Genomic DNA, 25728 nt, shown 5'->3' with positions numbered 1-25728 from the left:
CAGGAGCCCCAGGCCGAAGTCCTCAGGCCCCAGCTACGCGGGGAGGCAAGCCGGTCGGTAATACCGTGTGTGCTCACCGGGCCAATTCGAGTAGTTCGTCGATCACCGGCTCCTCACCACCGTTACCGAGGTGGGCGATGGCCGCGAACGGTGCGATCACCTGACTCCATGAATGGAGCCGCTCGCCGTCGAGTCGACACGCCACTGCCACGTGCTCGCAGCGGGTCTCGATGCCCTCCAGCCCGGCGCCGGCTACGACGTAGTCCACGGCGTCGAAGCACGGATCGCCGACACAGGCTTTCGGGTCGATTGCCATAAGGTCGCGATCTGCGCCGCCGTCGAGGACGTTGCCCAGGTGCAGGTCGCCGTGGAGCAACACGGTGGTCGCTTCCGTGTCCAGTAGGCGTTCGCACCGCTGGATGGCCCTGTCCCACGCGGTGGCATCCATCCGCGCGCTGATCTCGGGCTCGGACAGCCGCCTGCCGACCCGGGTGAATGCCTCCTCGCACCGCCCACGCAGCAAACGCGTGGGCAGCGGAGGCGGCGCGACCCCGTGCAGAGCGGCGAGCAGATTCGACCATTGTTCCGGAAGCGGCGCCGCGGGCATGTCTCCCGCCGGTGTCCCGGGCACGATCTCCTCCAGCACCATCGCGCCCGCTTCCCTGTCGACGGCCAGCACCGCAGGTACCCGGCCCGAGGCAGCGAACCACCCCAGCATGTCGACCTGTTCGGCCATGAGAGCTTGGTCCGGACTGACCTTCAACACCGCCGGCGTCCCGTCGGGCAGGCAGCACCGTATGGCGATCGACGAAGCGCCATCCGGGAGGGGTTCACCGAGTGAGAGCCCCCACTGGGACGATAGCCGCGCGATGAGATCCGGCGTGTCAGCGCACCATCCGGCCACCCGGGGGCCGAATCGGCGTACCAACCGCGCAGTGACGCCTTCCACATCCACCAGCAGTCGATTCACAAGGGTCAGTGTGCCGCTCACGCGATCTTTGTCCACCGCTTTTCCATGGCTCGCTGTGAACGCGAGCCCACGAGCGAACCGGACTGGAGCAGCCCCCGAGAACCACTCAGCTTCCACTGAGAAGTACCGCATGGACGTTAAAAAACAAGCTTAGAGGTCGTTTTCATCCGTGTTGCCCGTTTGTAAGTGGATTCTCGGAGTGCTCGGTTGCGGTGCAGGTGAGGTGGTGGAGGTGGTCGATGCCTGCGGGGCGGGAGGGGTTGTGGATGGGGCGGAAGGCTATGTGCTTCTGTCTCATCCCGGGATGACCGATCTCCGGGATCGTGTGCTTCCGTCGTCATCGCTGTGCGCCTGGGCGCATTCGGTCCGGCGCGGTACGCCGGAAGGATGCCGAAGCGACGTCCGTACCCGAGCGATCTGTCCGATGCCCGCTGGGAGTTGATCGAGCCGGTCCTGGCTGCGTGGCGTTTCGAGCGCCGCGGCAGAGCCCTGGACTTCGGCCGGCCGCCCGAGCACGACCTGCGCGACATCATGGACGCGATCTTGTACGTGGACCGCACCGGGGTCCAGTGGCGCTACCTCCCACACGACTTCCCGCACTGGAACACCGTCTACGGCTACTTCGCCAAATGGGCCGACGAGGGCGTGTTCGCCCAGCTCAACGGCCTGCTCAGGCAGCTGCTGCGCGAGAAGGAAGGCCGGGACGCCGAGCCGACGGCCTGCGTGATCGACGCCCAGAGCGTCAAGACCTCCACCAGCGTTCCCGCAACCGGCCAGGGCATCGACGCCGGGAAGAAGATCGTCGGACGGAAGCGGAGCATCGTTACCGACACACTCGGCCTTCTCCTCGCAGTGCTGGTCACCGCGGCGAGCGTGCAGGACTCCGTGGCCGGCACCGCGCTCATCGACCAGGTCGCCGCCGAGCACCCCAGCATCCGCAAGGTGTGGGCCGACGGAGGCTACCGCCAGCACCTCGTCGAGCATGCCGCCACCCTCGGCATCGACATGGAGATCACCGCCCGCAAGCCCGGGACCAGGCGATTCACCCCGATCCCGAAACGATGGGCGGTCGAGCGCACCTACGGATGGCTCATGCTCCACCGCCGTCTCGCCCGCGACTACGAAACCCTGCCCACCCGCTCCGGAGCCGTGATCCACATAGCCATGACCGACCTCATGGCCCGCCGCCGAGCGCGAACACCATCTCCTGGCGTCCATCCTCGCGGAAGTCACCGGTACGAGCGTGCACAACGCGACGCGATGGGCCACCTTGGCCAAGCGCGACTGGACGGAGTACATCGCCACCCGCCGACACGACTCCGGAGCTCGCTGAGTGGTCATCCCGATCACGGATGGTTTTGGCTCTGCCTACCGTCGAGGATGTCCACGAGATCTTCGAGTATCCCAACGAGCTCTGCGGTCGGGATTTTCGCTACGAAGACCTGGCCCGCTTGCTCAGGATGCTTGAGCAGGTGTTCGTCCCGCCGGAACTGCAGCGTGATCAGTGACCCGTCCCCGTCTCGGAAGAGGTGGGTCGTCACATTGTCGGTCGTGGGGCCCCAGTCCATGACACGGAACCGGCTGCGAAACTCGAAGTCGGCTTCGGTTTCGTCGTCAGCTCCGGCGCGGAGCATGAGATGCCGGTGTGTGGCTTGCGGGGACAGGCCATCGAATGGCAATGCAGAGGCCATGCCGGACCGCAGCCACGCGGCCGTGTCCCGTACGTCGCGGCGGAACTGCCGGACGAAGACCATGTTGTCGTCGCAGGTCAGCCACTGCCCCGCAGCCCAGATGTCCACCCGGCACAGCTCGTGGTCCCAGTCATCCACTTCCGTGGCGAACCGCTGCCTGTCTCCCAAAATCGTGCTCACGCCGGGACCCTCGCAGGCCACGCCTTCGTCCGCAAGTAAGTTCCCGCGCTGCAGTGGCCGCCACACGGCACTGGGGCTTCAACTGTGTGCCGGGGGTGCTGCCCACCACTCGTGAATCAGGCGAGGCCACCCTTTCTTCAATGCTGCGCTGCTCTGCTGTTGGAAAAGCGGTCCCGCCCGCGCCTCGATACCGCGCCCGCGCAACTGAACGCCACCTACCTGGACCGGAATACGACACCTTCGGAACATGTGCACTCCGCCAGTACCGCTGCGCACCCAGGGCCGTTGCGACCCCTGCGACAAGGGCTACGAGCCCAGCCCCGACAGCTACGTCGCGTCCACGGCGCCGGTGATCCACCGGCTCGCCGCCTGATCAACGATCCCTTCGAAGGAGAGTCACTGTGGCTCTGTTCACCCGCACCGCCCCCACTGCCGTCCCCGAGACGTGGACGCCGGAGGGCACGATCGTCTCCCAGCGCTACCGGGCGCTGGAGGGCGCGACCGTCCTCGTCTACACCGCCGACACCAACCACGGCACGCCGCCCTACGTCGCCGCGTGCCTCGGCTGCACCCACCGCGCGGACCGCAACACCGCGGGCGCCTTGATGACGGAGGCGGAGGCCGCCCGCGCCGCCAACGCGCACGCCACCACATGCCGGGCGCTGCCACGCGGCGTGCCCGCCCGCCCCGACGACACCGCGGCCGCCGCACTGATCCGCACCCGGCTCTGGGCCCACCGCTACAGCACGACCCCGCACCCGGTGCGCCTCTCGGACTTCGACGTGCTCCGCGTCGACCTCCAGCGCCACACCGACTGGATCAAGGCGGCGCTGGCATCCCTCGCACAGACGGAGCCCGGCTTCCTCACCGCGACGCCCACCAGCTCCGGACAGGGCACCCGCTTCACCGTCCAGCCCTGACGTACGAACTCCGCCCCCGGCTACGCAGGCCGGAGACGGAGTTCGTACACCGGGGCGACCGCAGCATCGGCAAAGAGGCCGGCCGCCCCGCTCCCTCACCTGTATCGAGATCAGGAGAACCCCAGCATGCCCCGTCTGTCCCTGACCACCGAGCGCATGGCCCTCTTCGGCACCCTGCTGGCGATCTTCGGCGAGCTGCACGCTGCCTGTGACCACTGGGCGCAGGGATCGAAGACGGCCTCGCGGAAGCGTCTGTACGGCGAGGACCTGGTCCACGCCGACGGCTCCCCCGCCACGCCGGACTCCACCCTGCCGACCATGACCACCAGCACGCTCGGCAGGCGCGCGGTGGCCTGCCACGTCGCCTCGGCACGGGTGACCCTCCGCCAGAACGCCAACGAGGCCCACCGTTTCCATCGGAAACGGCAACCCCCGCGCGAGGTAGGCCGCTGACTCTCCTTGCTCGGACTGCCGACGACGGCCTCACCCTCCCCCGGATCTACCCCAACCGCGACCAGGAGCCCACCCGATGAAGCTGCGACTCTCCCGCCGCCGCTGCGGCAACACCGCTGGCACTGCTCTCACCTCCGAGGACCAGGCCGTCGTCGACGCATTCCGCTCCATGCTCGCCGCCCTGCGCACCCCGCAGCCGTGGGCACCCGGATGCGCCCGGGACATCGCGGTGAGGATCGGCCCGTTCGTCGAGCGCGCCCGCCCCCGCCCCGGCGACGACCACGGCCCCGACCTCATCGCCATCGCCCTGCAACACCCCGACACCCCATACGCCACGGCCTGCCTCCGCAGCAGCCAACTCGGCTACACCAACAAGGGCTGGCTCCGCTGCGAGACAGCCACGATCCTCGGAGTCTGGAACCCCGCCTACACGCCGCTCACCCACGCCGCGGCTGGCCTCGACCTCCCCGACGACGTCGGCATGAAACCCGCGCACTACGGAGTCCACGTCGAAGTCCGCCGCAGCGACGGCACCGGCCACACCCTGCTCCGCCTTGGCCCCTACACACAGACCTGGCTCGCCGCCCGGGACGCAGACCGCCTCAACACCGAACTGGAGGGCAGGGCAGCCACCGCCATCCCCGGATTCACCATCACCGCGCACGGCGCGCCGTTCGACTTCCATGGCCACGAGCGCTACGCCGATCCGTACGAGGCGAACGTCGTCGCGCTCCTGGCCGCCGCCGTCGAGGACGGTGAACGAGGCACGCAAGCTGGCTGACATGTACGACTGACGGGAAAGGTCCGTACCCCCGAGGCCTCGGGGGTACGGACCTTTTGTGTTTCGGACGCCCCGGCACATTTGGATTTGTGCTCGCGGTCCAGCTGTCGCCAGCACATCAATCCGACAAAAGGCCTGAGTTACCAGAAATGCGACGCCCAGAATGGCGCCTCAGGCGGCTGAACGCGATGCACCTGGTGTGAGACTGTGTCGAGCTTCGTGGTGAGCCGCCAGAGAGGCGCACAGCGGTTATTGGTGCCAGGGAAGTGGCGCTGATGCGCCATACGAGCCGCTGAAGCCTGGGAGTGATTGGTCTCTACTGCTCTGACCGGGATGGTTCACCGGGTTGCTTCGCGGTCAGGGGCCGGGGGCCAGTTGGATGTGGGGACACACCCGATCTGGTGCGTGGAGGCATGGTGGCAGAACCGGTCAAAGCCCGCAGACTGACCGACCAGGAGGGGCAGCGGCTGCAGCAGATCGTGCGGCGGGGCAGCACCAGCTCGGTGCGCTACCGGCGCGCGATGATGCTGATGGCATCGGCCGGCGGGAACCGCGTGCCGGTGATCGCCCAACTGGTGGCGGCCGACGAGGACACTGCGCGCGACGTCATTCACCGCTTCAACGAGATCGGCCTGGCCTGTCTGGACCCTCAGTGGGCGGGAGGGCCGTCCCCGCCAACTCACTCCTGAGGAGGCGGACTTCTTCGTTCTGACGGCCACTACTCGCCCGGCCAAGCTCGCTCAGCCCTTCACGCGCTGGTCGATCCGTAAGCTTGCCGCCTACCTCCGCAGAGTCCATGGGCGGGTGATCCGCATCGGTCGTGAGGCTCTGCGCTGCCTGCTCGCCCGACGCGGCGTCACTTTCCAGCGAACCAAGACCTGGAAGGAGTCCACCGATCCTGACCGCGATGCCAAGCCGGATCGGATCGAGCACGTCATGGACCATTTCCCTGACCGCGTTTTCGCGTTCGACGAGTTCGGGCCGCTCGGAATACGCCCGACCGGCGGATCCTGCTGGGCCGAGCAGGGCCGGCCCGACCGGATCCCGGCGACCTACCACCGCACCCACGGCGTGACCCACTTCCACGGCTGCTCCCCCATCGGCGACGACACCCTCTGGGATGCCAACCGCCGCCGCAAGGACACCACCAACAGCCTGGCCGCGCTCAGGTCCATCCGCGCCTCTCGCCCCGACGACGCCCCGATCTACGTGATCATGGACAACCTCTCCGCCCACAAGGGCGCCAAGATCCGCCGGTGGGCGAGGAAGAACAACGTCGAGCTGTGCTTCACCCCGACGAACGCCTCCTGGGCCAATCCGATCGAGGCGCACTTCGGGCCGCTGTGGCAGTTCACCCTGGCCCACTCGAACCACCCCAACCACACCGTTGAGACCCGCGAACTGCACCGCCATCTGCGCTGGCGCAATGCCAACGCCCGCCACCCCGACCTCCTGGCCGCCCAGGCCGCCCAACGCCGCGAACGAGCCCGCATCCGCAGAGAGAAGGGTCTCCGCTGGGGAGGCCGACCGTTGGCCGCGGCCTGAGGCTTCCCGCGATGGCGGCCTACTCGGCCATCTCCTCGGGAGAAAGACGAGTGATCTTCTTTCCCGCTTCGGTCTCGACCAGGGTCAACGCGCCAATCCAGTTCCCGTCTTCGGGATACTCCCAGTTGGCCACGTCTTCGAGAATCGCCGGAAGCTGATCACGAGGCACCAGCTCGCCGGGCTGGAAGCCGTTCTCCCCGGCGGGGGAGGTCCACGGCGCGAGTCGACGGACCTCGATCCACCCGCGATCGATGAGAGCGAGCAAGATTCCCACCAGCTCGTCGACCGGTCGGGACTGGTCGGCTTCGTCGAGGTCGCCCCAGACACCAGGCAGGATGTCGATCTCATAGGAATTGACCAGGAAGGCTTCTTCAGACTTGGTCAATGTGTCCCACTCTTGCTTGCTCACTCAGCAATCGTCGCAGAGCCGGGGCACGACAGGCTCCCTCCACCGCTGACCAGACCATCCCAACTCGGAGCTCACCCTGACCGCCCGGACCCGGTGAACCTTCGCGGTCACAGCACTACCGTCGTCGCCCGCCTCGGGGCACGCACGACGTAGACGCTGACCCCTTCGAGGTCGGCCTCTGAGGAGTCGGTCGGCCAGCCGTTCCCCATTCCGGCCAGCATCAGATCGGGGCCTGAGCGGCTCATTGACTCTTCTCGGTGATCATGCTGATCAGGCCCTGGGCCGTGCTGTACTCGGAGTCGGTCCCCGGAATCTCTCCGCGTTCCGAGGTGGTGGCCGCTGCGCTGCGGGGGAACATGGCCTGCTCGTACTCGGTGAGCGCGGCGAGGGGCTTGCCGAGTTCGGCGCCGTCGTACATGGCAAGGTTGGCGCCGTCGCCGTTCGGGGGCGCGAGGTGGGTGGCGTCGCCGATCAGGGTGACCCCCGGCACCCGGTCCCACCGGTGCCCGGTCGGCAGGGCGTACTGGGGGCGCAGGGCCGGCGCGGTGTCGCCGTCGGTGATCAGCGCGGTGAGTTCCGGTGCCCAGCCGTCGAACTCGGCCGCGATCCGCGCGGTGGCCGCCGCGGTATCGGGGAAGTCGGTACCGCCCTTGCGGAACGCGGCCGGTGCGCTTCAGATCCGCCTGAACTCTTTCGGCTAACTCCACTTGCCCACCGGGCGGGACGGCTCCCCGCCCCGCCCGCTGCCGATCGGACGGCGGACATCCGCGACCAGCACGACCTCGACGGCTCGCTTTCCCTGGAGTTCAGGAATTCATCCTCAGCCAGGAATGGGGTGGTTGGCGGTCCTGGCCCGTCAAAGCCCCGACGGACTGCTGGAAAGCCAGTTGGCATGCCTCTCGCGCGTGAGATCCCGTTCCTCAGGCGTGGTGAGGAAGACGTCAGCGCCCCCGTCGTAGGGGTGGTGGATGCGCCGCATCTGCATGTCGGTGACCAGGACTCCCGCCACTTTCTCGTCGGCGATGTCACGAAGCAGCTCGTCGAGGCAGCCATACCGCCAGGGGCGGCGGGCGGCGAAGAGATGGCAGTAGGTGCGGAGTTCCGGGTCGGGATCGTTCTCCACCAGCAGGCTCTGCCAGTAGGTGGCGTCGGGCCGCAATGGCGGAACGTCGGCTTCGGTCGTCCAGACCGGCGTGATCACGTACACATCCCCACCAGCGAACAACTCATCGAGGACCGCGTTGTACCGCCCCAGGACGACGGCGTACTCGTTCTCGTTCTCCGCGTATCGCTTCGACTCCGGCAGGCTGTGGAAGCGCACCCAGACATCGCGATACGGGTCGCGGAGCTTGTAGCCAACCGGTGGGCAGTCGGGCCAATGCTGCTGCCACAGGTCCGTCAAGTCCGTCCGTACGTCTCCAGACACCTGTCGCACTCGTCCTCTCGGGCATGGGCTCCCGTCGAGGACCATGATGCCCGGCACCTACCCACCAGGAGAAGCAGTGTCTCAGTCCGGAAAAGGGCATCCGGCCTCACGGAACTGATGGTCCGCGGCCGGAAAGCCGAGCAGCTGCACGTCCACCTGCCGCGCGTACTCAAGACACCCGCCAGACAACTGCCCTGCCTGCGCTGCTTGCAGGACTCGCGATCGAAAGCCGACCGACCAGGCAGCCTCCGCTCGGAAACCGGGCTGCGGCCGGCGGACCGGCTCTCAACATTGCTCGGCCAGCTGCGCTACAGCCTCTCCACTGAGGGAGGCAGGTTGTGCCACGTGTGTCCGCAGGTGCCTCTGCAGTAGGTCTGTCTGCGGCGGGTGTCGGCGACGGACAACACCGAGACAAGGACACGGAACGCTTTGACGTGCTCGTCGGCGGGGAGGGCTACGAACCCGTAGCGGGGTGGGTCCATGCAGATCATCACCGCAGGGTTGGCGGTGGGCTTCACTCCGGACCGGGCAACCCCCGCGTGGCCGTCCGCCGACGTGATGTGCGCTTGCATCGCGTAGCCGGCGACCTCCTGCAGCACAACCTGCCGTCCCGACTGGGAGAGGGCTGCGAACCAGGATGTCCCGTCGTCCAACGTGCGGCGTCCTTGCGCGACCCCGTTGACGACTCGCTCGGCCTCACGCCGAAGGGCTCGCCCGTCCTCACTGCTGGTCCCCCGCATTTCTCGATCATCCCACGTCACCTCGGGTCGAGAGGGAGCTGGCGGCATGCCGCACGACTCCTCCCCCGGCCAACGCCAATGATCGACAGGAAACGGCCGCGGACTCTTGCTCGTGACGCATTCCTCGACGCCCGAGGCTGGTCCGCTGGATTCTGGAGCACGTCGGCTTCAAGGACTTCGAGGAGTGGCAGGGAGCCGCAGGATTTTCCTATGCCGCTGGCCGCAAGGGGCGCTGACGACGCCTTTGCGCCGCCACCACGTACGACAACTCAGTACGCGGCCGTTCAGGCTTCATCCCAGCCGGTACAGCCAGCAAGTACCCCCAGCGCACTCAACCGCGCGGCCAGGTTCCCTGAGACAGAATCCGCCGGTGTGTTGGGGCTGGTCCAGATGTGAGGGTGCGGGCTGGTGATAACGCCGTTATCGAGGTGTGCGGTGATCGGGAGGCGTTGACCTGTCTCAGTAGACGCGGGCCATCGTGAAGTCGTGACCTGGGGTGGTTCAGGCTGAGTGAGACGGCGATGGCTGGTCTGTCTCACTCAACCCGAGCGGTTGGAGCCTGTGGCTATGGCCCATCGTCGTAGCGGTGAGCGTGCCAGAGGCGCCTCAGGGCTTCGAGTTCGGTTCGAGGGAAGTGCTCGCCCCATTTGCCTCGGTAGCCGCTCTCGCCGTAGGTGCGAACGACCTCGTCGAAGCAGCGGATCACGGCTCGGGCGAGTGTGTCGATGGGGAGTTGGGCCGACCAGATCTCTGTGCCCCTGATGTCGTGGTCGCTGCCGCGACGTAGTTCCAGCAAGCGGATCCAGACATCCGCAGCTTCGCGGTAGAAGACCCGCCGGTAAGCGGTCGGCTCGGCTTCAAACTGGGCGCGGGCTTCCGTCTCGCCCGCGACGAGCCGGGCCACCGCCGTCAGAAACGCTTCGGGCGCGTTGCTGATGTGGGACGCGGTCAGCTCCGCTGTCGCCTGGTGGTCCTCAACGACGCAGTCGGCCCACCCATGTGCCCCCAGTGTCCAGGTGATTCGTATGCCGGCTGTCACCGCGGTTCCCCGGCGAGGAAGTGCCGGACATCGGCCGCCAGGGAAGCCATCTGCTCACCGGCCTCCAGCCAGGTGGTCACCGAGGTACTCCAGCCGCCGGCGGCCTTCGGCCATGGCCGCAAGGTCCAGGTCAGTCCGACGTGGCCGCCGGACCGGAAGGCGGCTGACACTGCGAGGTCACGGTCGTTGGTCTGCCAGCTCCATTCGCCGTCCCATCCCCGGTAGTCGGCGGCGAGCTCTTCCAGGAACGGGACCAGATCGCTGTCCCAGATCCAGGCGACGACCTCATTGACTCGGGCGGCCAAGCCTGGAGCCTGTAGTTCGACGGCGTAGTGCACGGAGTCTTCGTCGAAGCTGAACCGATCGCAGAACCTCACACCGACAGACGAGTTGTCCTGGCAGCGGATCGTCACGCTGGCCTCATCGTCAGTGCCGATGTCTGTGGTGGTCATGGGCGGAACGCTAGGTCAGCAGCACGTTCGACGTCACTTGGATTCGCTGTCCGTGGGGTGGAGAACGGCTTCGGCGATTTCACGGACGCGCTCCATAGTGATGCCGGTCCGCTGTTCGACTGCGAGAGGGTGGTCGGTCGGCTCCAGCTCGATGAAGGGACGCTGTCCGATGGGGCGGGTGTGGACGTGGGTCTTCAAGTTGATGGTGCTGGGCGAGTAGAGGAAGAGGTTGGTGGAAAGCCACCCGAAGTACGGCTCCTCGGTCTCACGTCCCGGGGTGTCCCAAAGGTCTGCGGTTCGGGCGAAGTTGTCCCGGCTGAGGGAGACCCATGCGGCCCAGGAGAACACCTCGTCCCTGCCGATGATCGGGATCTCGATCAGACCCTTGACGAAGTAGTGCTGTGCCTGGATGACGCACTGATCCGACGAGAGCAGGCAGTCCGCAGAGTCGGCGAAACGCGGATCCCAGACGTAGGGGGCCGTGGCCGAGTAGTTCATCGGCAGCTCGGCGTGATGGCTGCCGCAGCACGAGCAGGCGAATCCGGGGTCGCTGGTCATGAGCGGAGTCTAATGATCGGCTCCGACGTTGCTGACGTCAGTTCCCCTGCTCCGTCGGCCCCGTGTGCTGCCGGTAGGCCCGCGGCGGCGTCGATGGTGTCCGCGATCATGCGGAGCTGGTGGATGAACCACGGCCTGGCGGTGGTGCGGAGGTGGCGCAGAAAGAGCGAGACGGATCGGTAGATGACCCAGATTGACCGGGACGCAAGACCAGATGACTCGGATAGCCCGAGACTGGCCCGCCTTCAGCAAGACAAGTCAAATGGGATGGAAACGGGTCTGATCCCTTGCGAGTCGGGCCCCACGCTGCCAGTGGAGTTAGTAAGGTGCCTTCATGGTCATCCAAAACCCCTCCGGAGACAGAGAGAAAGTTGTCTCCAAGTTGCCAGCCGAGCTGCGCCAGGATCTGAAGGTACGAGCGGCCGAACTCGGCGTGGACATCCAGGACGCTGTCACCGAAGGCGTCGAAGCCTGGCGTACCTCTTCAAGAGTGCACGAAGTCATCGACACGGCAGGGTCCGTGACGTTCTCGACCTGGCTGTTCTCAGGCCAGTGGGAGGACCTGAAGGCGACGTGCGGGCGGCGCGGCATTCCGTTCGTCCAGGGACTCGCACAGTCGGTCGCCCTGTGGCTCGAGATGCACCCCTCCCCCAAATACAGGCCCGTCACTGGGCTCCCCCGACGCATCGTGGTGTGCAACCAGAAAGGCGGTGTGGGGAAGACCGCCATCTCTGCCGGCGTTGGCGAGGCCCTGGCAGAGGGCGAGTCCTACGTAACCGTGGCCAAGAACGTCGAGGCGCTCCTGGAAGAATTTCGGGGGCTGGGTCTGCGAGTTCTGCTCGTCGACTACGACCCTCAGGGCCACCTCACCAAGCAGCTCGGCCTGCAGTCCCTTCCCGCGAAGGGGCCCAGTCTGGCCAAGTTCATGGCCGGGCAGATCAAGGACGCCTCAATCAGGGACCTCGTAGTCGCTGTCGACGATGAGCGATACGGAGACCGCCTACACGTCCTGCCGTCCTGCCCGGACGCGTTCCTCCTCGACATCATGATCGCGATGGACCGCAACCGGCAGGCAACTCTCGAGCGCGCTCTTGAGCCTTTGGAGAAGGACTTCGACGTCATCGTCGTTGATTCGCCTCCCAGCCTGGGTGTGGGCATGGACGCGGCGATCTACTACGGGCGGCGCCGTGAGGGCGAGGCCAAGGAACAGTCCGGCGTGATGATCATCGTGCAGGCGGAAGACTCGTCAGCGGATGCCTACGAGCTGCTGATCGAGCAGATCGAGTCCGGCAAGACGGACTGGAGGATCGACGTCGAGTATTTGGGTCTCGTAGTCAACATGTACGACGCCCGCGACGGCTACGTCGTCACCTCCTCCCTCAAGGAGTGGGAATCACTCAGCGACCCCAGGGTCCTCGCCAAGGTCGCCCGCCTCAAGGAACAGCGCGAGGCAGTCAGAAACAAGATGCCGCTCCTGTCCTACGCACCGGAGTGCGACCAGGCCATGAGCATGCGCAAGATCGTCCGGGAGATCACGTGAGTACCCGCCAGTCCGCCGCAGACCGTGTCGGGAGCTCAAGCTCCTTCGGCCGGGCAGCCCTCGCCCGCAGTACCCGCGGCCAGCTCATCGCAGCCGCGACAGGCGAAACACAAGAGAACACCGTCACCGAACTCAGCCTCGACGACATCAGTCCGAACCCCGACAACCCCCGCGACGCCCTCGGGGACATCGAGGGCCTGGCCTCCAGCCTCACCGAGATCGGACTCGTCCAAGCGATCACAGTCGCCACCGTCGAGGCCTACCTGAACGAGCGGCCCGGACGTGAAGACGAACTCGCCGCCGGTGCGAAGTACGTCGTCATTGACGGCCACCGGCGCCTCGCAGCCGCCCGCGAAGCAGGCATCGACTTCGTCCGTATCACCGTCAACGACGCCCTGGCGGCCACTGACGAGAAGCTGCTCGAAGCCGCCTTCGTCGCCAACGCCCAGCGTGAGAACCTGACCGACCTGGAGGAGGCCCAAGCCCTCAGCCAGCTCGTCAAGCTCTACGGCTCGCAGCACAAGGCAGCCAAGCGGCTGGGAGTGACACAGCCGTACATCTCCCAGCGCCTCTCGCTCCTCGCGCTCGCACCTGACCTCCAGGCAGACCTGGAAGCCGGTCGGCGCAAGGTCGAGCACGTGCGCGGCCTCGCCAAACTCCCCCCCGAGAAGCAGCGGACGACAGCCGACGAACGGGCCGCCGCACCCCAACCACGGCGCCGGAGCGCCGTGCCGGCCCAGCCCTCGGCCCCTGCGACTGATAACGCCGTTATCAACGCGCCGACGGCTGCACACCCAGACGACACCACATTGGTCCCCCCGACGACTGATAACGCCGTTATCGCCTCCAAGTCCGAGGACCAGCGCACAGAGCCGCCGGCGACCGATAACGCCGTTATCAGCGACGAGACCTCCTCCGCCCAGCCGACGGACCCTCGGAAGGTGCCCCCTGCGCTGTGGCACGACGGCAACGCCGTCATGGACCTCGTCATGGCCACCTTGGACGAAGAGCAGCGAACCCGATTCCTGCATCGCTATGTCGAGCGCAGCGGGAGCAAGGAGGCGCTGGTCGCTGACCTCGCACGTGGCCTCCCCCGGGAAGGGCGCCTCCAGCTTGCTTCGATCCTGGCCGCAGTGGCAGCCGACCTGGGCTCTATCTGATCGACACGTAGATCGAGAACTGTGCTCACGTAGCACCTCCATGCAGAGGCCGGACTCGGCGAGAGTCCGGCCTCTGCGTCTGGATGGATCCGTGCTCGGTTGGGGAGCTGTAGAGCGCACGGACAGCCGGATCAAGGGAGGGGATCGGAGCATGGGAACGGGAATGGTGCTGCTCATGGCCTTAGCGGTTCTGGCCGCAGGGGGTGTGACGGTGGCCCTCGTGCACGCCGGCCGCCGCGAGGCCGAAGCCGAGAAGGTCCGGCTCGCGGAGCAGGCGCGGCTCCAAGCGCTGCACTCCATGGAGGTGATCTGGTCACTGGGGGACCGCGAGTTCGAGGAATACGTCGCGGCCCTGTGCCGCCGGGACAGCTGTACCGAAGTTCGCCGCGTAGGCGGCGCGAATGATCTGGGTGCCGACGTGATCGGACGGCTGCCGGACGGTCGGAAAATCGTGGTGCAGTGCAAGCGATACGCGAAGCACCGCACAGTCGGCAGCCCGGACCTTCAGAAGTTCAACGGAACCGCACGCAGCGAACACGGAGCGGACGTACCGCTCTTCGTCGCCTCGTGCAAGTTCACCAAGCAGGCCCGGGCCTTTGCCGCCCGCCACGGTCTGGTCCTCGTCGATGTCGACCTGCTCGGCTTCTGGAACAGTGGCACAGCCCTGGCCTCGCTTCTCGACCTGGACATCAGCCGCTCCGGCACCAACCGGAAGCTGGCCCCCGACAACTGAGCTCTTGTTCCGCTCAGAGGCGTCGACTCCCTTCCAGGCGTGCCGATCCCGCGCCGGCGCAGCTCTCGACTACCAGGAAGCACGCGGTACCCGCGGCAGGCTGGTGCCCAGCGCTGCGAGGCCTGCCGAGCGCAGGCGGTCAGCGTAGTCGTCTCGGCTACTTCGGGTCGCGGTCGAACTGCGTTGTCGACCAGTGGTAGCCGAGCACAGTGAGGTCGACGCACCGGGCGCTCGCGTTCCAGGCGTGTTGCCGGATTCGGTGCCGAGGAGGAGGCCGCGAAGGGTTTCGATGGCGAGGGTGAAGGGCTGGTACTCGGCGATCGGCTGGAACGAGCCCGGCCTCGTTCCAGCGGGGATGAACGCGCTGGAGATGAGCGCCAAGAGGATCAGCGGCATGGCCGTGTGCCGACCGCCTCGGGTTCGAACTGGCCGCCCAAGCCGACCGCGATCCAGGTGAGTGCCAGCGAGAACAGCGTGATCAGCCCGAACACCACAGCAGGAAGCACGGGCGCGGCAACGGGCACGGGGCGGAGCCGGACATGGAGGAGTGCGGGAGCTGCCAGCCGGAGACGGGTCTGGCAGAGGGGTAGGCCAGTCTGGTCCCGCACCAGGTGCGGGCCACCACGGCACACCCACCGTCACCGGACACGGTGTCGGACAACAGCGAGGGCACCGCCGCCTCCTTCGCCTACAGCGCGGCGCGTGTCACGAGTTCTGCAGCAGCTACCTGTCTGTTCCTCGGGTGTGGTGGTGCCGGACCGGCGCGGAGTGTTCGTCGGTACGGCACCACTGTGATCATGCCGTCTTGCAGTCGTGGGGGAGTAGGGGGCGGGTCAGGCCAGCGGCGGGCGCGCCGGTCGTCGGCCTGACCGGCGGTCCGGACCCATTGAAGGGAGGAGAGTTGGACACCCGTAGCTCTTTACGTGCTCGGACCGGTCACGGTGGTCATCGGGACGATCAGTCGGCCAACCGGCGGCCTGAGCTCGAGAGATGGCCGTCGGCCAGGGGCCGGTCCAGGATGCTGTGGGTCCCGATGCGGTGCCACACGATGTGGCGTGCTCCGGTGACCTTCTCCCGGCCGTACGACCATGTCGCGCGCCCGTCCGGTGCCCAGGTCAGCTCGTAGACGCCGGGGGAGACACGCACACCCTTGATGCGCAGGCCGGGGCGGAACGGTCGCCCCGTGCGGAGGTCGGGGACGAAGGAGTCGAGGACGACGCGGCGGAACCGCCGACGCTGGGCGGGGGTGAGGTGCTGGAGGTCGGTGGTGAAGCGGGGGCAGGTCTCGAAGGTGGGCACGGTGGTCTCCTTCGGGGCAGCACGACAAAGCCCCCGGCGGGTGCCGGGGGCTGATGTAGGCGGGGCTCGTTGGTGGTGCACTTTCCTTGGTGCTCAGTGGCGCTCGGTGGTGTTGTCCGGGGCGTGAGATGTGGACTGCCGGAGAGCGATGACATTCGCTGACCGGCCAGAGCTGCTTTCCACCTGACGGGCACTCGACAAGAAAGTTCGGCTGCTACTCCCGCTTGGACGGACGTCCCGCTGATCGGCTCTTTCTTGGAGTTCAGGGCCGTGTGGTGTGGTTCGCATGATGGATATCGCGATCATCGGAGCCGGACAGATGTATCGCTACTACTTGCGCCAGTTCCTCGTCGGCGATGGTCGCCGTCAGTCAGGCCCGCACGCCGCTCCGTGAGGCTCAGGAGGAGGCTGGTGTGCTGACCGGGCGACGGATGGGGTCGTGCTTGGTTTGACGGCGGGGGAGGAGGCCACCGAGCAGCTGCGGAACCTCTTCGGTGAGCGGGGCCGGCACCCGTACGCGGACCGGATCGAGGCCGAAGAGCTGGCCGTGGGAAAGCCACCGAAGCATGAGTTGAGACTCGGGGCCCTCGGGCGACGGGTGACAGCCACCGGTTTCGATCTCGTGCTCCGGCTGCAGCCGACGGTCCACCTGTTGTGGGCGCTGGGTGATGAGGAGACCCGGCGAGAGGGGCCACTCACTGCGGTCGTCGACACCCTCATCCGGGCCGCCGACACGATTGGTGTCCCGCTCGCTGACCTGGTGTGTGAGTAGCCCGGCTGGTCACCAGAGTCCGTGGCGGTTCGGGTTGTGGCAGGCGCCTTTCGTGGTGCCGCATCCGGCGCATCCCTGGCCGCCTTCGTCGTTCGCGGGCGGGGAGGGGATCAGGTTGCTGTGCATGGTGGTTCCGTTCAGGCGGGTTTCAAGGTGTGGCACGGGCACGCGCAGTCGGGACGTCGGCAGTGGTCGTGCCCGTCGGCCAGGTGCGGATGCTGTGCTGCGCGGCAGTGGGCGCTGTGTGTGTCGCCGCGGATCTCCTCGGCGAGGTCGAGCACCTCATCGAGCCGGGCTCCGGCGGCTGTGGCTTGGGCCAGTTCGGTGTTCGTGATCGGTTCGCCGTGCCACAGGAGGGTGATCCCGTGTTCGGGGCACCGGGCCATGTCGTCGGTCTCGATCGGGAAGTCGTGGACGCCGCCGCTGTGGTGGCACTTCACTCGTCGTCCCTCCCTGTGCGGTCCGGGGGAGTGGCCGGGGTGTTTAGCCATTCCCGTTGGTCGCTGGAGGCGCGCCAGTCGTAGTGGGGTCCCGCGTGGTCAGGAGGCTGGGTGCAGCGGGCGTACGAATCGGGGCGCTCCGCCGAGCAGTACCCGTGCCCGATCGGCGCGCTCACCGCCGTGTCTTCTTCCACCCGCGGCCAAGCCGTATGACGGTCGCGCACCGTGCCCCAGCACGGCAGGCGTCGCGTGCCAGGGTGTGCCCGAGGCACGCCTGATACGCGTGGTCCGGGGGCTGGTGCGCGGTCCGCTGCTGCGTTGATGCCATCACCGGGCTGCCCTCCGCCCCGAGCACACGAGGATGTTCACGCACTCGCGGGGGAACCACGCGTACGCGGAACCGTTGGCGGGGGTGACCCGCTGCTCGCCGAGGTCGACACCCAGGTCGGCACCGAGCGGCGCCGCGCACCATACGCAATGCCAACCGCGCTGCTGCTGTTCCGACAGCGCACTGACCGGCGGTAGCTGTTGCACAGTCATGGGGCTCCCTGAGTCATCGCAGTGGACCTCAGACCGTAAGGACCGCCTGTGCGTGCACACCAGCCATGTGCAGATGTGTGCACCTCCGTCCACTCGACCGATTGGACCGGCCGAATCATGCCCTTGACCAGCCGAGACCAGTGGCTCGACTCTGTTGCACAGAACTGCACACCCCGATACCGGAGGTCAGCATGTCGCTACAGTTCGTCGGAATCGACCCCACAACCGGAGACAAGCAGAGCCCTACGGTGTGGGTCGACGCCGACGCCAAGGAGCTGGTCTTGCAGGGTTGGAAGCCGGACCCCGACCTCGAAGCCGAGTGCGCGGCGTTCACCGTGCCCGGTCATGCCGTCGGCATCCCCCAGAACGAGGCTGTCATCCGCATCCCCGCCCGTATGGTCGGCATGATCAGGGAGGCGTGCGATGCCGTCGAGCGTGCCGACCTTCGATGACCTGATCTCCAGCTGCGCCACAGCCGTCCACCTGGAGATGCGGGACAGCTACGCCGTCGACTACGAGGAGGGGCCATTCGCCCAGTGGCGCGCCGGCTTCCGCCACGATCCGGCCGACCGCGCGTCCTGGTGGCGCCCCTGGCTCGACGTGATCCAGGACACCGCCGAGCGGGGAGCAGCGGTCAAGCGAGCCCGGATCGTGTCCGAGCCCGTCAGCGAGTACACCCGGTTCCTGTACGACGGGACGTTCACCAACGTCGCAGCCGGCGAGCAGGTCCGGTGGCTGCCCCGCCGCCAGGCCTCCGACATCGCCCTGCCCGGCAACGACTTCTGGCTCTTCGACGACCAGTGGGTCCACTGGAACCACTTCTCCGGCGACGGCGCGTCACTCGGCGAGGAAATCACCGACGCCCCGGCCGCGGCCAAACTGTGCGCCGACGCCTTCCGCACGGTGTGGGAGCGCGCCACACCACACGAGCACTTCACGACCGGCTGACAGGAACCTCGCCGCCCATGCCTATCTCCCCCTCGTCGTCCGCCCAGGCCGCGCGCGAGAACGTCGCGCTCCGTCTGCGTGACCTCCGGAAGGGGGCGGGACTCACCGTGGTGGAGCTGGCCAGTCAGTGCGGGTGGCACCACGCCAAGACCTCGCGAATCGAGAACGCACGTACCGCCCCGTCGGCCTCTGACATCGGCCGGTGGACCACAGCGTGCGGCGCCTCGGACCAGGCGCCTGACCTGGTGGCCCAGTCCCTCAACGCGGAGTCGATGTACCAGGAGTGGCGACACCAGGTACGAGCCGGGCTGAAGCAGCTGCAGGACAGCTGGGTGGATTTCTACCGGTCCGCCCAACTGTTCCGCGTGTACTCACCGACGCTGATCCCCGGCTTGTTGCAGGCCGAGGGATACGCGGCCGCCCTGCTGTCCTCGATCGGCAGGTTCCGCGGTATTCCGGTCAACGACGGTGCGGAAGCGGGAGCCGCCAGGGTCGACCGGTCCCGCGTCATCCGCGAGCCGGGGCGCAGGTTCGTCTTTCTGATCGAGGAAGCCGCGCTCACCTACCGGGTCGGAGACGCGGACGCGATGGCCGCACAGCTTGGCTACCTCCTGAGCGCAGGGGCGCTTCCGTCCGTGTCGCTGGGTATCATCCCGTCGTCGGTGTCCCGTGATCAGGGCTTGTGGCCGCAGGAGATCTTCCACATGTATGACGACAACTTCGTCTCTGTCGAGCTGCTGTCCGCTCAGGTCAACATCACTCAGCCGTCCGAAGTCGAGCTGTATGTCCGGGCGTTCGAGCAGTTGCGCGGTATGGCCGTATACGGAGCAGCAGCGAGAGCCCTTGTGGTGAAAGCCATCGAAGCCCTCGCCTGACCACAGACGCACGAAAGAGCCCCTCCCGCACCGGCGGAAAGGGCCTGGACCGCCGGCTCGGCTACACGGCGCCGGAGTGGGGCTGATACTCGACGATCTGCTGCCCGCGCCACTCTGCGAGCACGGCCAGTGCCGCAACCTCGGGGCGTCTGTGGTCAGGCTCCAGCGGAGCTTCGTCGAGACCCAGGGCTGTCCCGTAAATGGTGCGCCGAGTGGGGTGCCTGGCATGACTTGGTACGGTTTCCCACATTTGGATGGCGGCCTGGACGTGTAGTGGGCCTCGGATTTCATGGAGGCCGAGCGGTGAGGTTCGCCTGCCGAAACTTTGGACTCTCGGATCTGCCGCGGCGCGGTCTCGCCCTGCACGAGGCTCCCCTGGAGGTGCTTCTCCTTGACATCGAGGCAGAGCTGTCCATCTGGGATGAGGGGAGAGTGGCGTGGTCCGAGAAGTCGTTCCCCGTGGCCGATCTTGCCTACCAACTGGCGCTCTGGCTCCAGGGCCCCGCAAGCCAACAGAGCTTCGAGCTCGACTCGATGCAAACGGATGCGGGACTGATCCGCATCGCGAGTTCTGACGGAGGATGGCGGATTGGCTCCGACTTCACGCCCGACTTCTGGACCTCTCCCGTTGCTTGGGATGCTCTCGTGGCAGAGATCAAGCAGTTCGACCGTTCCGTACGTGGGGGAGTCACTGCGATGGGTATCGAGCCGTCCTTCATCCCCGCGGTCTGACGGCTCTTCCGTCCGATCGGGGCAGGACAGAATGATCATGATATGGATGGTGTGATCACGGCGTCAGAGCCGTCCTGGACAGGCCCGTTCACCGGGCTGAGCCCGCGCCGGTTAGCCAAGCTGGTGACCGCGCTGCGGCGCGACGAGCGGACGCGATCCACAAGGGGCGACCATGGGGTCTTCCGCTGGAAGGCCGAGCGTTTGATCGCGGCGGAACTCGGCGTTCGAAGCGAACGCGTGCCGGGCGTGTCCGCGGTCTCGAACAGCCCACTTCCACACCGCGAATGACCTTGGTGCCCATGGTTTCCGCGATGGCCAGCTCCTGGCGGGCCCGGTGCCCACCGGCCAGCTGGCGGCGCCACGATCTGTACTGGGTCTCCAGGCCGACGAGCCTTCCTTTCAGCTCGGCAGCCAGGTCTGGGCGGCCCACCGCCCCGGCCCACTCCGTGAGGTCCGCTGCGGTGGGGGTCTGCTTTCCGGTCTCCAGACGTGAGACCTTCGAGCGCTGCCATCCGAGAGCCTCGTCTACACCCTTGCCGTCGAGGCCGGCTTCGGTGCGCAGCTCGCGGAGCCGTGCGCCGAGGACAACTCGGGCAGATTGGAAGTCAGTGCTCACGCGGTCGAAGTTACCGTCCTGGTGAAGTCGGCGGTGGGAGTTGCGTGGTGCCAGGCTGCGTCCCTGGTCTGGCAGGCTGCGGCGATCTCGGTCGGGTCCTCGCTCAGGATCACTCCGAGGGTGGTGTCGGCCTCGTCGAAGACGAACCGGGCGAGGAGCTTCGAGTCGAAGAGCCAGAAGTCGGCGTCTGGAACGCCGAGTTGTGCGGCTTGGGAGCGGTTCAGGTTTCGAATGTCCTCGCCTGCGGCGACGTTGCTGTGCCCGCTGTCGAGGAGGAACCGTTGCCCCTCTGTCAAGGGCTGGTCGACGAGCCGTACCCGCTCGAAGCGCTTTCCCTGCTCGGTCTGCCGGCGGATGTTCTCGCGCCACGCGTTGTCCGGCTCCGTTGCGATGTCCGCGCCCTCCTTCCAGCGGGTCCACTTCGGGCTGTTGCGGTCTGAGGCGTAGCCGCGGCGGGTCTCCAGCCGGAAGGCGGTGTGCCTGAACTCACGGAACAGCGAAGCGATCTCAGAGAAGGGGATCATCTTGCGGACGGCGGTGCGCGGGGCGAGCCGGATGAGGAGTTTGCGCGGGACGAGTACGAACGTCTCACTCTCTTTGACGTCGCGGAGACGGGCGAGCTGTTCGGGGTCGGTCACGCGGTCGCCCTGAACGAGGACGTCTATGGTGCCTTCTACCTCGTAGAGGGTCGGGCAGTCGCCGTCGTCGCTGGTCGTGCCGAGGAACCTGAGCGTCATGGTGCCCTCCGTATGCGCTGGGTGAGCGTCCAGGATGCGACGGATAGCGAGGGATCGCTGGCGGATTGCGGCAGATTGCGGATTGCCGTGAGGTGCGGACAGTTGCGTGCAACCGAAAGGATGAGCTGCGCTCTTGCGCCAGACGCACAAAATGCGCCCCCTTCGCCGAAGCCGAAGGGGGCACGGACCGTCGGCTCGGCTACAGGGCGCCGGAGGCAGGCTGATAGTCGACGGTCTCCTGTCCGCACGACTCTGCGAGCACGGCCAGTGCCGCGACTTCAGGGGCGTCTGCGGTCAGGCTCCAGCGGAGCTTCGTGGAGACCCAGTCCGCGGCGTATGTACAGCGGGCGTCGGCCAGCGGCGGCAGCCAAGTGCTCGGGTCCTGGTCGCTCTTGCTGCGGTTCGTCGTCGCGGTCACCGCGACCAAAGAGCGGTCGGCTCCCAGGTCGTTCGCGTATGCCTCCCGGCGAGTGGCCGTCCACTGAGACGCCCCGCTGTCCCAGGCTTCGGCGAGGGGGACCATGTGATCGATGTCCAGACCGCCGGGGGCGGTGACGGTCACGGCGTCGTAGTACGAGTACCACTGGCCAGCGACGATCTTGCACCCGGCTTCGATCGTGGCCGGAACACGGGACTCCGAGATCAGCACCTCAGCCCTGGTGTTGCATGAGTCGTGGTCGGCATCGACCCAGTGCTTGAACTTGGCCCGCTCGTAGCCGTCGCGGGACTCCGCTGCCAGCGGCAGCCGCTGGACCGCTTCGGAGAGAGCGAGGACCTCGGGGACCCCGGTGGCCTGGGACGGGGAAGCAGAGAGCAGGGGCAGGATGGCGAGAACGGCGGCGGCAAGACCCCGCACAGCATTGGTGATCACGCAGCCTTGCTACACGCTGGCGGATCCCCCCGACGCAGAACCGGCTGCCCGTCACCCGGGCGAGTGGGAAGTCGTACCGCAGGCTCGCCTGTCATACGCATCGAACCGACAGCGAGCGGTAGGGGAATCTTGTTGACCTGTCGTTAGGAAGGGCCTTAAGGTGCCCTGGTGGCTTCTGAGGCGTTGTTCGTGATGATTCATGTAGGGCAGAAGGTCGGGCACCAGCGGAACCTGGAGCACGGCATGGTGACGCGTTCCTGGGGATTTCCGAGGAAGCCGGACTGGTACGGCCAGCGGGAGCCGGTCTTCGCGGTGCTGGTGACCGGGGCAGCGCCGCGGGTGCAGCCGGGGGAGTGGGAAGCGAAGTCCGTGCGGATGGTGCTGTGCAAGGTGCAGGTCGGTGTGTACAAGGGCACGGCGCCGCACTGGCCGGACGAGGTCGCCGAGGAGCGGGTCATCTACCCCTACCGGCTGGGCCTGGAGCCACTGGCCGTGCTCGATGAGGTGCCACTGGGCCCGGACGGTCCGCTCAGTGCGGAGGCGTCGGACGCGGCGCGCCGGTCGGGGACCCAGCAGGGAGTGGGGTACCTGGTGGGGATGGACCCGCAGCCTCTGTTCGACGCGGCCGGCATCGAGGCCGACTGGGCCGCGGACCATGATGTCGCGCTCGCCACGACACCCGGCGTCACGCTCGAGCAGCTGGAGGGCCCCAACAGCCCCCGGCGCGGGCGGCGGGGCGCGGGCCGGCAGATGGACCCGGAGAAGCGCAAGGCGGTCGAGCTGTACGCCGAGGAGAAAGCCGTCACCCACTACCAGCATCCCGAGCGGGGCTGGACGGCGCACAAGGTCGGCAAGCCCTACGACCTGCGCCTGGAGCGGGGAGGGCTGGAGCGGCGGGTGGAGGTCAAGGGCACCACCGGCGCTCCCACCAGTGTGGAGCTGACCGTGAATGAGGTCTTCCACGCCCGCGATGCCCGTCACACTGTCGACCTGTTCATCGTCAGCGACATCAAGGTCACCAAGACGGACGGTACATACCACTGCAGTGGCGGCGATGTCCTGCTGCTCGACGACTGGCAGCCGGCCGAGGAAGATCTGCGCCCCACCCGCTACCAGTACCTCGTCCCCCAACCCCTCGCCGCCTCGCACTCATAACTGCGGCCCGGCTCGCCGGATCTGGCCCCCTGCACTCGGAGGCCGGGACAAGCGACACACGCGCGCGGCAGACGCGTTACGGACAGACCCCTCCGGTGCCGAGCGAGGACAGCCCCTGCGGGCCGGTCCGGTCCGCGTGGCCGGGCAACGCCGCCCGACCACCACCAGGCCGCGCTCACCCGCGCGGGGCCGCCCGCGCTGCTTCACCAACCGCATCCGACCGAGGAGACGATGATGCCGTTACTGCGCATGCCCGTGCACGAGTTCGTCGACCGCTGCCAACAGGGCACGTTGGCCGATGACCTGGCGGGCCGTCACCGGCGGGCGCGACTGGGCCGGCTGGAGGACGGGGAGATACGGTCCTGGCGCAACAGCCTGCCCGCCCTGGCCCGCGTGCTGGATGACGCCGGACTGCAGCATGTCGAGGTACTGATCGAGTACCAGCTGGCGCTGTCCAGCCTGCGGGCCGACGTGGTGCTGGCCGGCTGGCACCCCCACACCTCCCAGCCGTCCTACGTCATCGTCGAGCTCAAGCAATGGACCCACGCCCGGGCCCTGACCGACACCGAGGACCTCTGTCTGCCAGGGGCCGGCAACAATAACCGGGCCTTCTTGCATCCGGTCGCCCAGGTACGGCGCTACTGCCAATACCTGCAGGACTTCACCACCGTCCTCGATGCGGAACCCGACGCGGTGGCCGGCGTGGCCTACCTCCACAACGCCAACAGCACGCGTGTAGCCGACCTGCTCGCCCTCGAACCCGACCACCACGGGCGCCTGTTCACTCACAGCACCCGCGATCACCTGATCACCTACCTGCAGTCGCGCCTCTCACCCGCGCACGGCACCACAGCCGCCGACGAACTCATCGACAGCCCCCTGGCACCCAGCCGCTCCCTGCTGCGCGCGACCGCGGAAGAGATCCTGCACACCGACCGGTTCGTCCTGCTCGACGAACAGCAGACCGTGGTCTCGCTGGTGCGCCGCGCGGTGAAGAAGGCCCGGGAAGCGGACAGCAAAGAAGTCCTCATCGTCACCGGCGGCCCCGGCTCCGGCAAAAGCGTCATCGCCCTGCACTTGATGCGCCACCTTGCCCACGACCGCCACACTGTGGTCCACGCCACCGGATCCAAGTCCTTCACCCGTACGCTCCACCACGCCGTCGGCACCGACAACCCCCAGGTCCGTAAGCTTTTCGGCTACTTCATGAACTTCGCCGACGCCCCCAAGAACGGGCTGGATGCACTGATCTGCGACGAAGCCCACCGCATCCGCGCACACTCCGTCCGCCACCGCGGGGTACGCCAGATCGATGAACTTCTCGACGCCGCCCGCGTCCCCGTCTTCCTCCTGGACGACCACCAAGTCGTACGCCCCGGCGAGATGGGCAGCCGCCAGGCGATCGACCAGGCCGCCGCCGCCCGGGGCCTGCAGCCACGCCACATTGACCTCAACGGCCAGTTCCGCAACGGCGGCAGCCGCGCCTACGAGCAGTGGGTCCTGCGCCTGCTGCAGCTCACCGACGAGCCCGCCACCGAGTGGGCCGACGAGCGGACCTTCCACGTCCGCGTGGTCGACTCCCCGCAGCAGATGGAAGACCTCCTGCGGGCCAAGGAGGAGCAGTACCTCACCGCCCGCATCACCGCCGGCTTCTGCTGGCGATGGAGCGACCCGCGCCGCGGTCGTCTGGTCGACGACATCACGATCGGCTCCTGGCGCAAGCCGTGGAACCTGCGCGGCGAGTCCCGCCTCGCCGACGTCCCTCCGTCCTGGCTGTGGGCCACCGACCCTGGTGGCTTCGGTCAGGTCGGCTGTATCTACACCGCCCAGGGCTTCGAGTACGACTGGAACGGTGTCATCCTCGGAGACGACCTCGTCTGGCGCCAGGACCGCTGGCTCCCCAACCATCAGGCCAGCAGAGACCCCGCGCTCAGCAGCACCGACCCCGAGACCTTCCTGCGCCTGGTCCGCAACACCTACAAAGTCCTCCTCACCCGTGGCATGTCCGGAACCCTCTTGTACTCCACCGACTCCGAAACCCAGGAAAGGCTGCGTCAGTTGGTCCCCGCGCCGAATGCGGCAGAGCCCGGCAGTCCTGTGTCACCGGTGGGTGCAGGAACCACTGGGCCTTGACCCTGGATGTTGA

29 protein-coding genes and 6 pseudogenes are annotated in these 25728 nt (G+C 67.3%); 17 read left to right on the top strand and 18 right to left on the bottom strand.

Annotation, left to right across the window (positions count from 1 at the left end):
- Positions 1-73: 73 nt before the first annotated feature.
- A complete protein-coding gene (locus tag OG251_RS35420) occupies positions 74-949 on the bottom strand; it encodes an aminoglycoside phosphotransferase family protein (protein WP_326681529.1) in 876 nt (291 codons plus the stop codon).
- 408 nt (positions 950-1357) lie between these two features.
- On the opposite strand from OG251_RS35420, the pseudogene OG251_RS35415 reads away from it, so the two are divergent.
- Positions 1358-2179: pseudogene (locus OG251_RS35415) on the top strand (IS5 family transposase); the annotation flags it as partial.
- 137 nt (positions 2180-2316) lie between these two features.
- Here the strand turns inward: OG251_RS35415 and OG251_RS35410 are convergent.
- On the bottom strand, positions 2317-2841 hold the full coding sequence (locus OG251_RS35410; RefSeq protein WP_326680930.1) for a hypothetical protein: 525 nt from the start codon (positions 2839-2841) through the stop codon (positions 2317-2319).
- A gap of 247 nt (positions 2842-3088) precedes the next feature.
- Here OG251_RS35410 and OG251_RS35405 point away from each other — a divergent pair, with 247 nt between their 5' ends.
- The 5 genes and pseudogenes from OG251_RS35405 to OG251_RS35385 all read left to right on the top strand — a co-directional run bounded on the left by OG251_RS35405 (position 3089) and on the right by OG251_RS35385 (position 6540).
- Entirely contained in the window at positions 3089-3214 is a 126-nt protein-coding gene (locus tag OG251_RS35405; protein ID WP_326680929.1) for a hypothetical protein, read from the top strand.
- Positions 3215-3242: 28 nt separating this feature from the next.
- On the top strand, positions 3243-3761 hold the full coding sequence (locus OG251_RS35400; RefSeq protein ID WP_326680928.1) for a hypothetical protein: 519 nt from the start codon (positions 3243-3245) through the stop codon (positions 3759-3761).
- Positions 3762-3887: 126 nt separating this feature from the next.
- Positions 3888-4214, top strand: a complete 327-nt coding sequence (locus OG251_RS35395; RefSeq protein WP_326680927.1) for a hypothetical protein — start codon at positions 3888-3890, stop codon at positions 4212-4214.
- Positions 4215-4290: 76 nt separating this feature from the next.
- Positions 4291-4995 (top strand): hypothetical protein, encoded by a 705-nt coding sequence (locus tag OG251_RS35390; RefSeq protein ID WP_326680926.1) that lies wholly within the window; start codon positions 4291-4293, stop codon positions 4993-4995.
- 416 nt (positions 4996-5411) lie between these two features.
- Positions 5412-6540: pseudogene (locus tag OG251_RS35385) on the top strand (IS630 family transposase).
- A gap of 19 nt (positions 6541-6559) precedes the next feature.
- Here the strand turns inward: OG251_RS35385 and OG251_RS35380 are convergent.
- The 8 genes and pseudogenes from OG251_RS35380 to OG251_RS35345 form a co-directional block, all read right to left on the bottom strand.
- The gene (locus OG251_RS35380) at positions 6560-6949 is read right to left on the bottom strand and encodes a hypothetical protein (protein WP_326680925.1); all 390 of its coding nucleotides are present in this window, start codon (positions 6947-6949) and stop codon (positions 6560-6562) included.
- A 107-nt stretch (positions 6950-7056) separates the two neighbouring features.
- Positions 7057-7194 carry a hypothetical protein gene (locus OG251_RS35375; RefSeq protein WP_326680924.1) on the bottom strand — a complete coding sequence of 46 codons (138 nt, stop codon included), beginning with the start codon at positions 7192-7194 and terminating at the stop codon, positions 7057-7059.
- A pseudogene (locus tag OG251_RS35370) lies at positions 7191-7589 on the bottom strand (FAD-dependent oxidoreductase); the annotation flags it as partial. The pseudogene OG251_RS35370 and the gene OG251_RS35375, both read right to left, overlap by 4 nt.
- 216 nt (positions 7590-7805) lie before the next feature.
- Complete coding sequence (locus OG251_RS35365) at positions 7806-8375, bottom strand: DUF3885 domain-containing protein (RefSeq protein WP_326680923.1); 570 nt, start codon at positions 8373-8375, stop codon at positions 7806-7808.
- 308 nt (positions 8376-8683) lie between these two features.
- Positions 8684-9115 (bottom strand): DUF5958 family protein, encoded by a 432-nt coding sequence (locus tag OG251_RS35360; RefSeq protein ID WP_326680922.1) that lies wholly within the window; start codon positions 9113-9115, stop codon positions 8684-8686.
- Between the two features lie 565 nt (positions 9116-9680).
- The gene (locus OG251_RS35355) at positions 9681-10154 is read right to left on the bottom strand and encodes a hypothetical protein (RefSeq protein WP_326680921.1); all 474 of its coding nucleotides are present in this window, start codon (positions 10152-10154) and stop codon (positions 9681-9683) included.
- Positions 10151-10606, bottom strand: a complete 456-nt coding sequence (locus OG251_RS35350) for a DUF6228 family protein (RefSeq protein WP_326680920.1) — start codon at positions 10604-10606, stop codon at positions 10151-10153. The genes OG251_RS35355 and OG251_RS35350 overlap by 4 nt, the downstream gene beginning before the upstream one ends.
- Positions 10607-10639: 33 nt before the next feature.
- Positions 10640-11104, bottom strand: a complete 465-nt coding sequence (locus OG251_RS35345) for a DUF2199 domain-containing protein (RefSeq protein WP_326681528.1) — start codon at positions 11102-11104, stop codon at positions 10640-10642.
- A 394-nt stretch (positions 11105-11498) separates the two neighbouring features.
- On the opposite strand from OG251_RS35345, the gene OG251_RS35340 reads away from it, so the two are divergent.
- The 3 genes from OG251_RS35340 to OG251_RS35330 all read left to right on the top strand — a co-directional run bounded on the left by OG251_RS35340 (position 11499) and on the right by OG251_RS35330 (position 14597).
- Positions 11499-12704, top strand: a complete 1206-nt coding sequence (locus OG251_RS35340) for a ParA family protein (RefSeq protein WP_326680919.1) — start codon at positions 11499-11501, stop codon at positions 12702-12704.
- On the top strand, positions 12701-13864 hold the full coding sequence (locus OG251_RS35335) for a ParB/RepB/Spo0J family partition protein (protein WP_326680918.1): 1164 nt from the start codon (positions 12701-12703) through the stop codon (positions 13862-13864). Before OG251_RS35340 ends, OG251_RS35335 begins: the two co-directional genes overlap by 4 nt.
- 151 nt (positions 13865-14015) lie before the next feature.
- Entirely contained in the window at positions 14016-14597 is a 582-nt protein-coding gene (locus OG251_RS35330; RefSeq protein ID WP_326680917.1) for a restriction endonuclease, read from the top strand.
- Positions 14598-14754: 157 nt separating this feature from the next.
- Here the strand turns inward: OG251_RS35330 and OG251_RS35325 are convergent.
- Together OG251_RS35325 and OG251_RS35320 are read right to left on the bottom strand one after the other, a co-directional pair.
- Positions 14755-15085, bottom strand: a pseudogene (locus OG251_RS35325) (ABC transporter permease); the annotation flags it as partial.
- Between the two features lie 469 nt (positions 15086-15554).
- Positions 15555-15896: a hypothetical protein gene (locus tag OG251_RS35320; protein ID WP_326680916.1), complete on the bottom strand. Its 342-nt coding sequence runs from the start codon at positions 15894-15896 to the stop codon at positions 15555-15557.
- Positions 15897-16335: 439 nt separating this feature from the next.
- Between OG251_RS35320 and OG251_RS35315 the strand changes: the two genes are divergently transcribed.
- A complete protein-coding gene (locus tag OG251_RS35315) occupies positions 16336-16668 on the top strand; it encodes a GNAT family N-acetyltransferase (RefSeq protein ID WP_326680915.1) in 333 nt (110 codons plus the stop codon).
- A gap of 137 nt (positions 16669-16805) precedes the next feature.
- Here the strand turns inward: OG251_RS35315 and OG251_RS35310 are convergent, their stop codons facing one another.
- The 3 genes from OG251_RS35310 to OG251_RS35300 all read right to left on the bottom strand — a co-directional run bounded on the left by OG251_RS35310 (position 16806) and on the right by OG251_RS35300 (position 17648).
- Positions 16806-17108: a hypothetical protein gene (locus OG251_RS35310; protein WP_326680914.1), complete on the bottom strand. Its 303-nt coding sequence runs from the start codon at positions 17106-17108 to the stop codon at positions 16806-16808.
- Positions 17105-17284, bottom strand: coding sequence for a hypothetical protein (locus tag OG251_RS35305; RefSeq protein ID WP_326680913.1), 180 nt, complete (start codon positions 17282-17284; stop codon positions 17105-17107). The genes OG251_RS35310 and OG251_RS35305 overlap by 4 nt, the downstream gene beginning before the upstream one ends.
- A gap of 151 nt (positions 17285-17435) precedes the next feature.
- On the bottom strand, positions 17436-17648 hold the full coding sequence (locus OG251_RS35300) for a hypothetical protein (protein ID WP_326680912.1): 213 nt from the start codon (positions 17646-17648) through the stop codon (positions 17436-17438).
- 191 nt (positions 17649-17839) lie between these two features.
- Here OG251_RS35300 and OG251_RS35295 point away from each other — a divergent pair, with 191 nt between their 5' ends.
- From OG251_RS35295 to OG251_RS35275, 5 genes and pseudogenes are all read left to right on the top strand, one after another.
- On the top strand, positions 17840-18100 hold the full coding sequence (locus OG251_RS35295) for a hypothetical protein (RefSeq protein ID WP_326680911.1): 261 nt from the start codon (positions 17840-17842) through the stop codon (positions 18098-18100).
- Positions 18072-18596 (top strand): DUF6879 family protein, encoded by a 525-nt coding sequence (locus OG251_RS35290; protein ID WP_326680910.1) that lies wholly within the window; start codon positions 18072-18074, stop codon positions 18594-18596. The genes OG251_RS35295 and OG251_RS35290 overlap by 29 nt, the downstream gene beginning before the upstream one ends.
- Before the next feature lie 17 nt (positions 18597-18613).
- On the top strand, positions 18614-19471 hold the full coding sequence (locus tag OG251_RS35285; protein ID WP_326680909.1) for a helix-turn-helix domain-containing protein: 858 nt from the start codon (positions 18614-18616) through the stop codon (positions 19469-19471).
- Positions 19472-19774: 303 nt separating this feature from the next.
- On the top strand, positions 19775-20203 hold the full coding sequence (locus OG251_RS35280) for a DUF7878 domain-containing protein (RefSeq protein WP_326680908.1): 429 nt from the start codon (positions 19775-19777) through the stop codon (positions 20201-20203).
- 42 nt (positions 20204-20245) lie between these two features.
- A pseudogene (locus OG251_RS35275) lies at positions 20246-20403 on the top strand (IS5/IS1182 family transposase); the annotation flags it as partial.
- Between the two features lie 7 nt (positions 20404-20410).
- Here the strand turns inward: OG251_RS35275 and OG251_RS45045 are convergent.
- The 3 genes and pseudogenes from OG251_RS45045 to OG251_RS35260 form a co-directional block, all read right to left on the bottom strand.
- Positions 20411-20819 (bottom strand): annotated as a pseudogene (locus OG251_RS45045) (helix-turn-helix domain-containing protein); the annotation flags it as partial.
- Entirely contained in the window at positions 20816-21556 is a 741-nt protein-coding gene (locus OG251_RS35265) for a DUF6879 family protein (protein ID WP_326680907.1), read from the bottom strand. The pseudogene OG251_RS45045 and the gene OG251_RS35265, both read right to left, overlap by 4 nt.
- 199 nt (positions 21557-21755) lie before the next feature.
- Positions 21756-22427 carry an HNH endonuclease family protein gene (locus tag OG251_RS35260; RefSeq protein ID WP_326680906.1) on the bottom strand — a complete coding sequence of 224 codons (672 nt, stop codon included), beginning with the start codon at positions 22425-22427 and terminating at the stop codon, positions 21756-21758.
- 192 nt (positions 22428-22619) lie between these two features.
- Here OG251_RS35260 and OG251_RS35255 point away from each other — a divergent pair, with 192 nt between their 5' ends.
- Both OG251_RS35255 and OG251_RS35250 read left to right on the top strand, forming a co-directional pair.
- Positions 22620-23582, top strand: coding sequence for a protein NO VEIN domain-containing protein (locus tag OG251_RS35255; protein WP_326681527.1), 963 nt, complete (start codon positions 22620-22622; stop codon positions 23580-23582).
- A gap of 231 nt (positions 23583-23813) precedes the next feature.
- Complete coding sequence (locus OG251_RS35250) at positions 23814-25715, top strand: DUF2075 domain-containing protein (protein ID WP_326680905.1); 1902 nt, start codon at positions 23814-23816, stop codon at positions 25713-25715.
- Positions 25716-25728 lie beyond the last annotated feature (13 nt).

Source organism: Streptomyces sp. NBC_01237 (assembly GCF_035917275.1).
In the GTDB taxonomy this organism is placed as follows: Bacteria; Actinomycetota; Actinomycetes; order Streptomycetales; family Streptomycetaceae; genus Streptomyces.
This window is presented reverse-complemented; position numbering and strand designations above follow the sequence as displayed.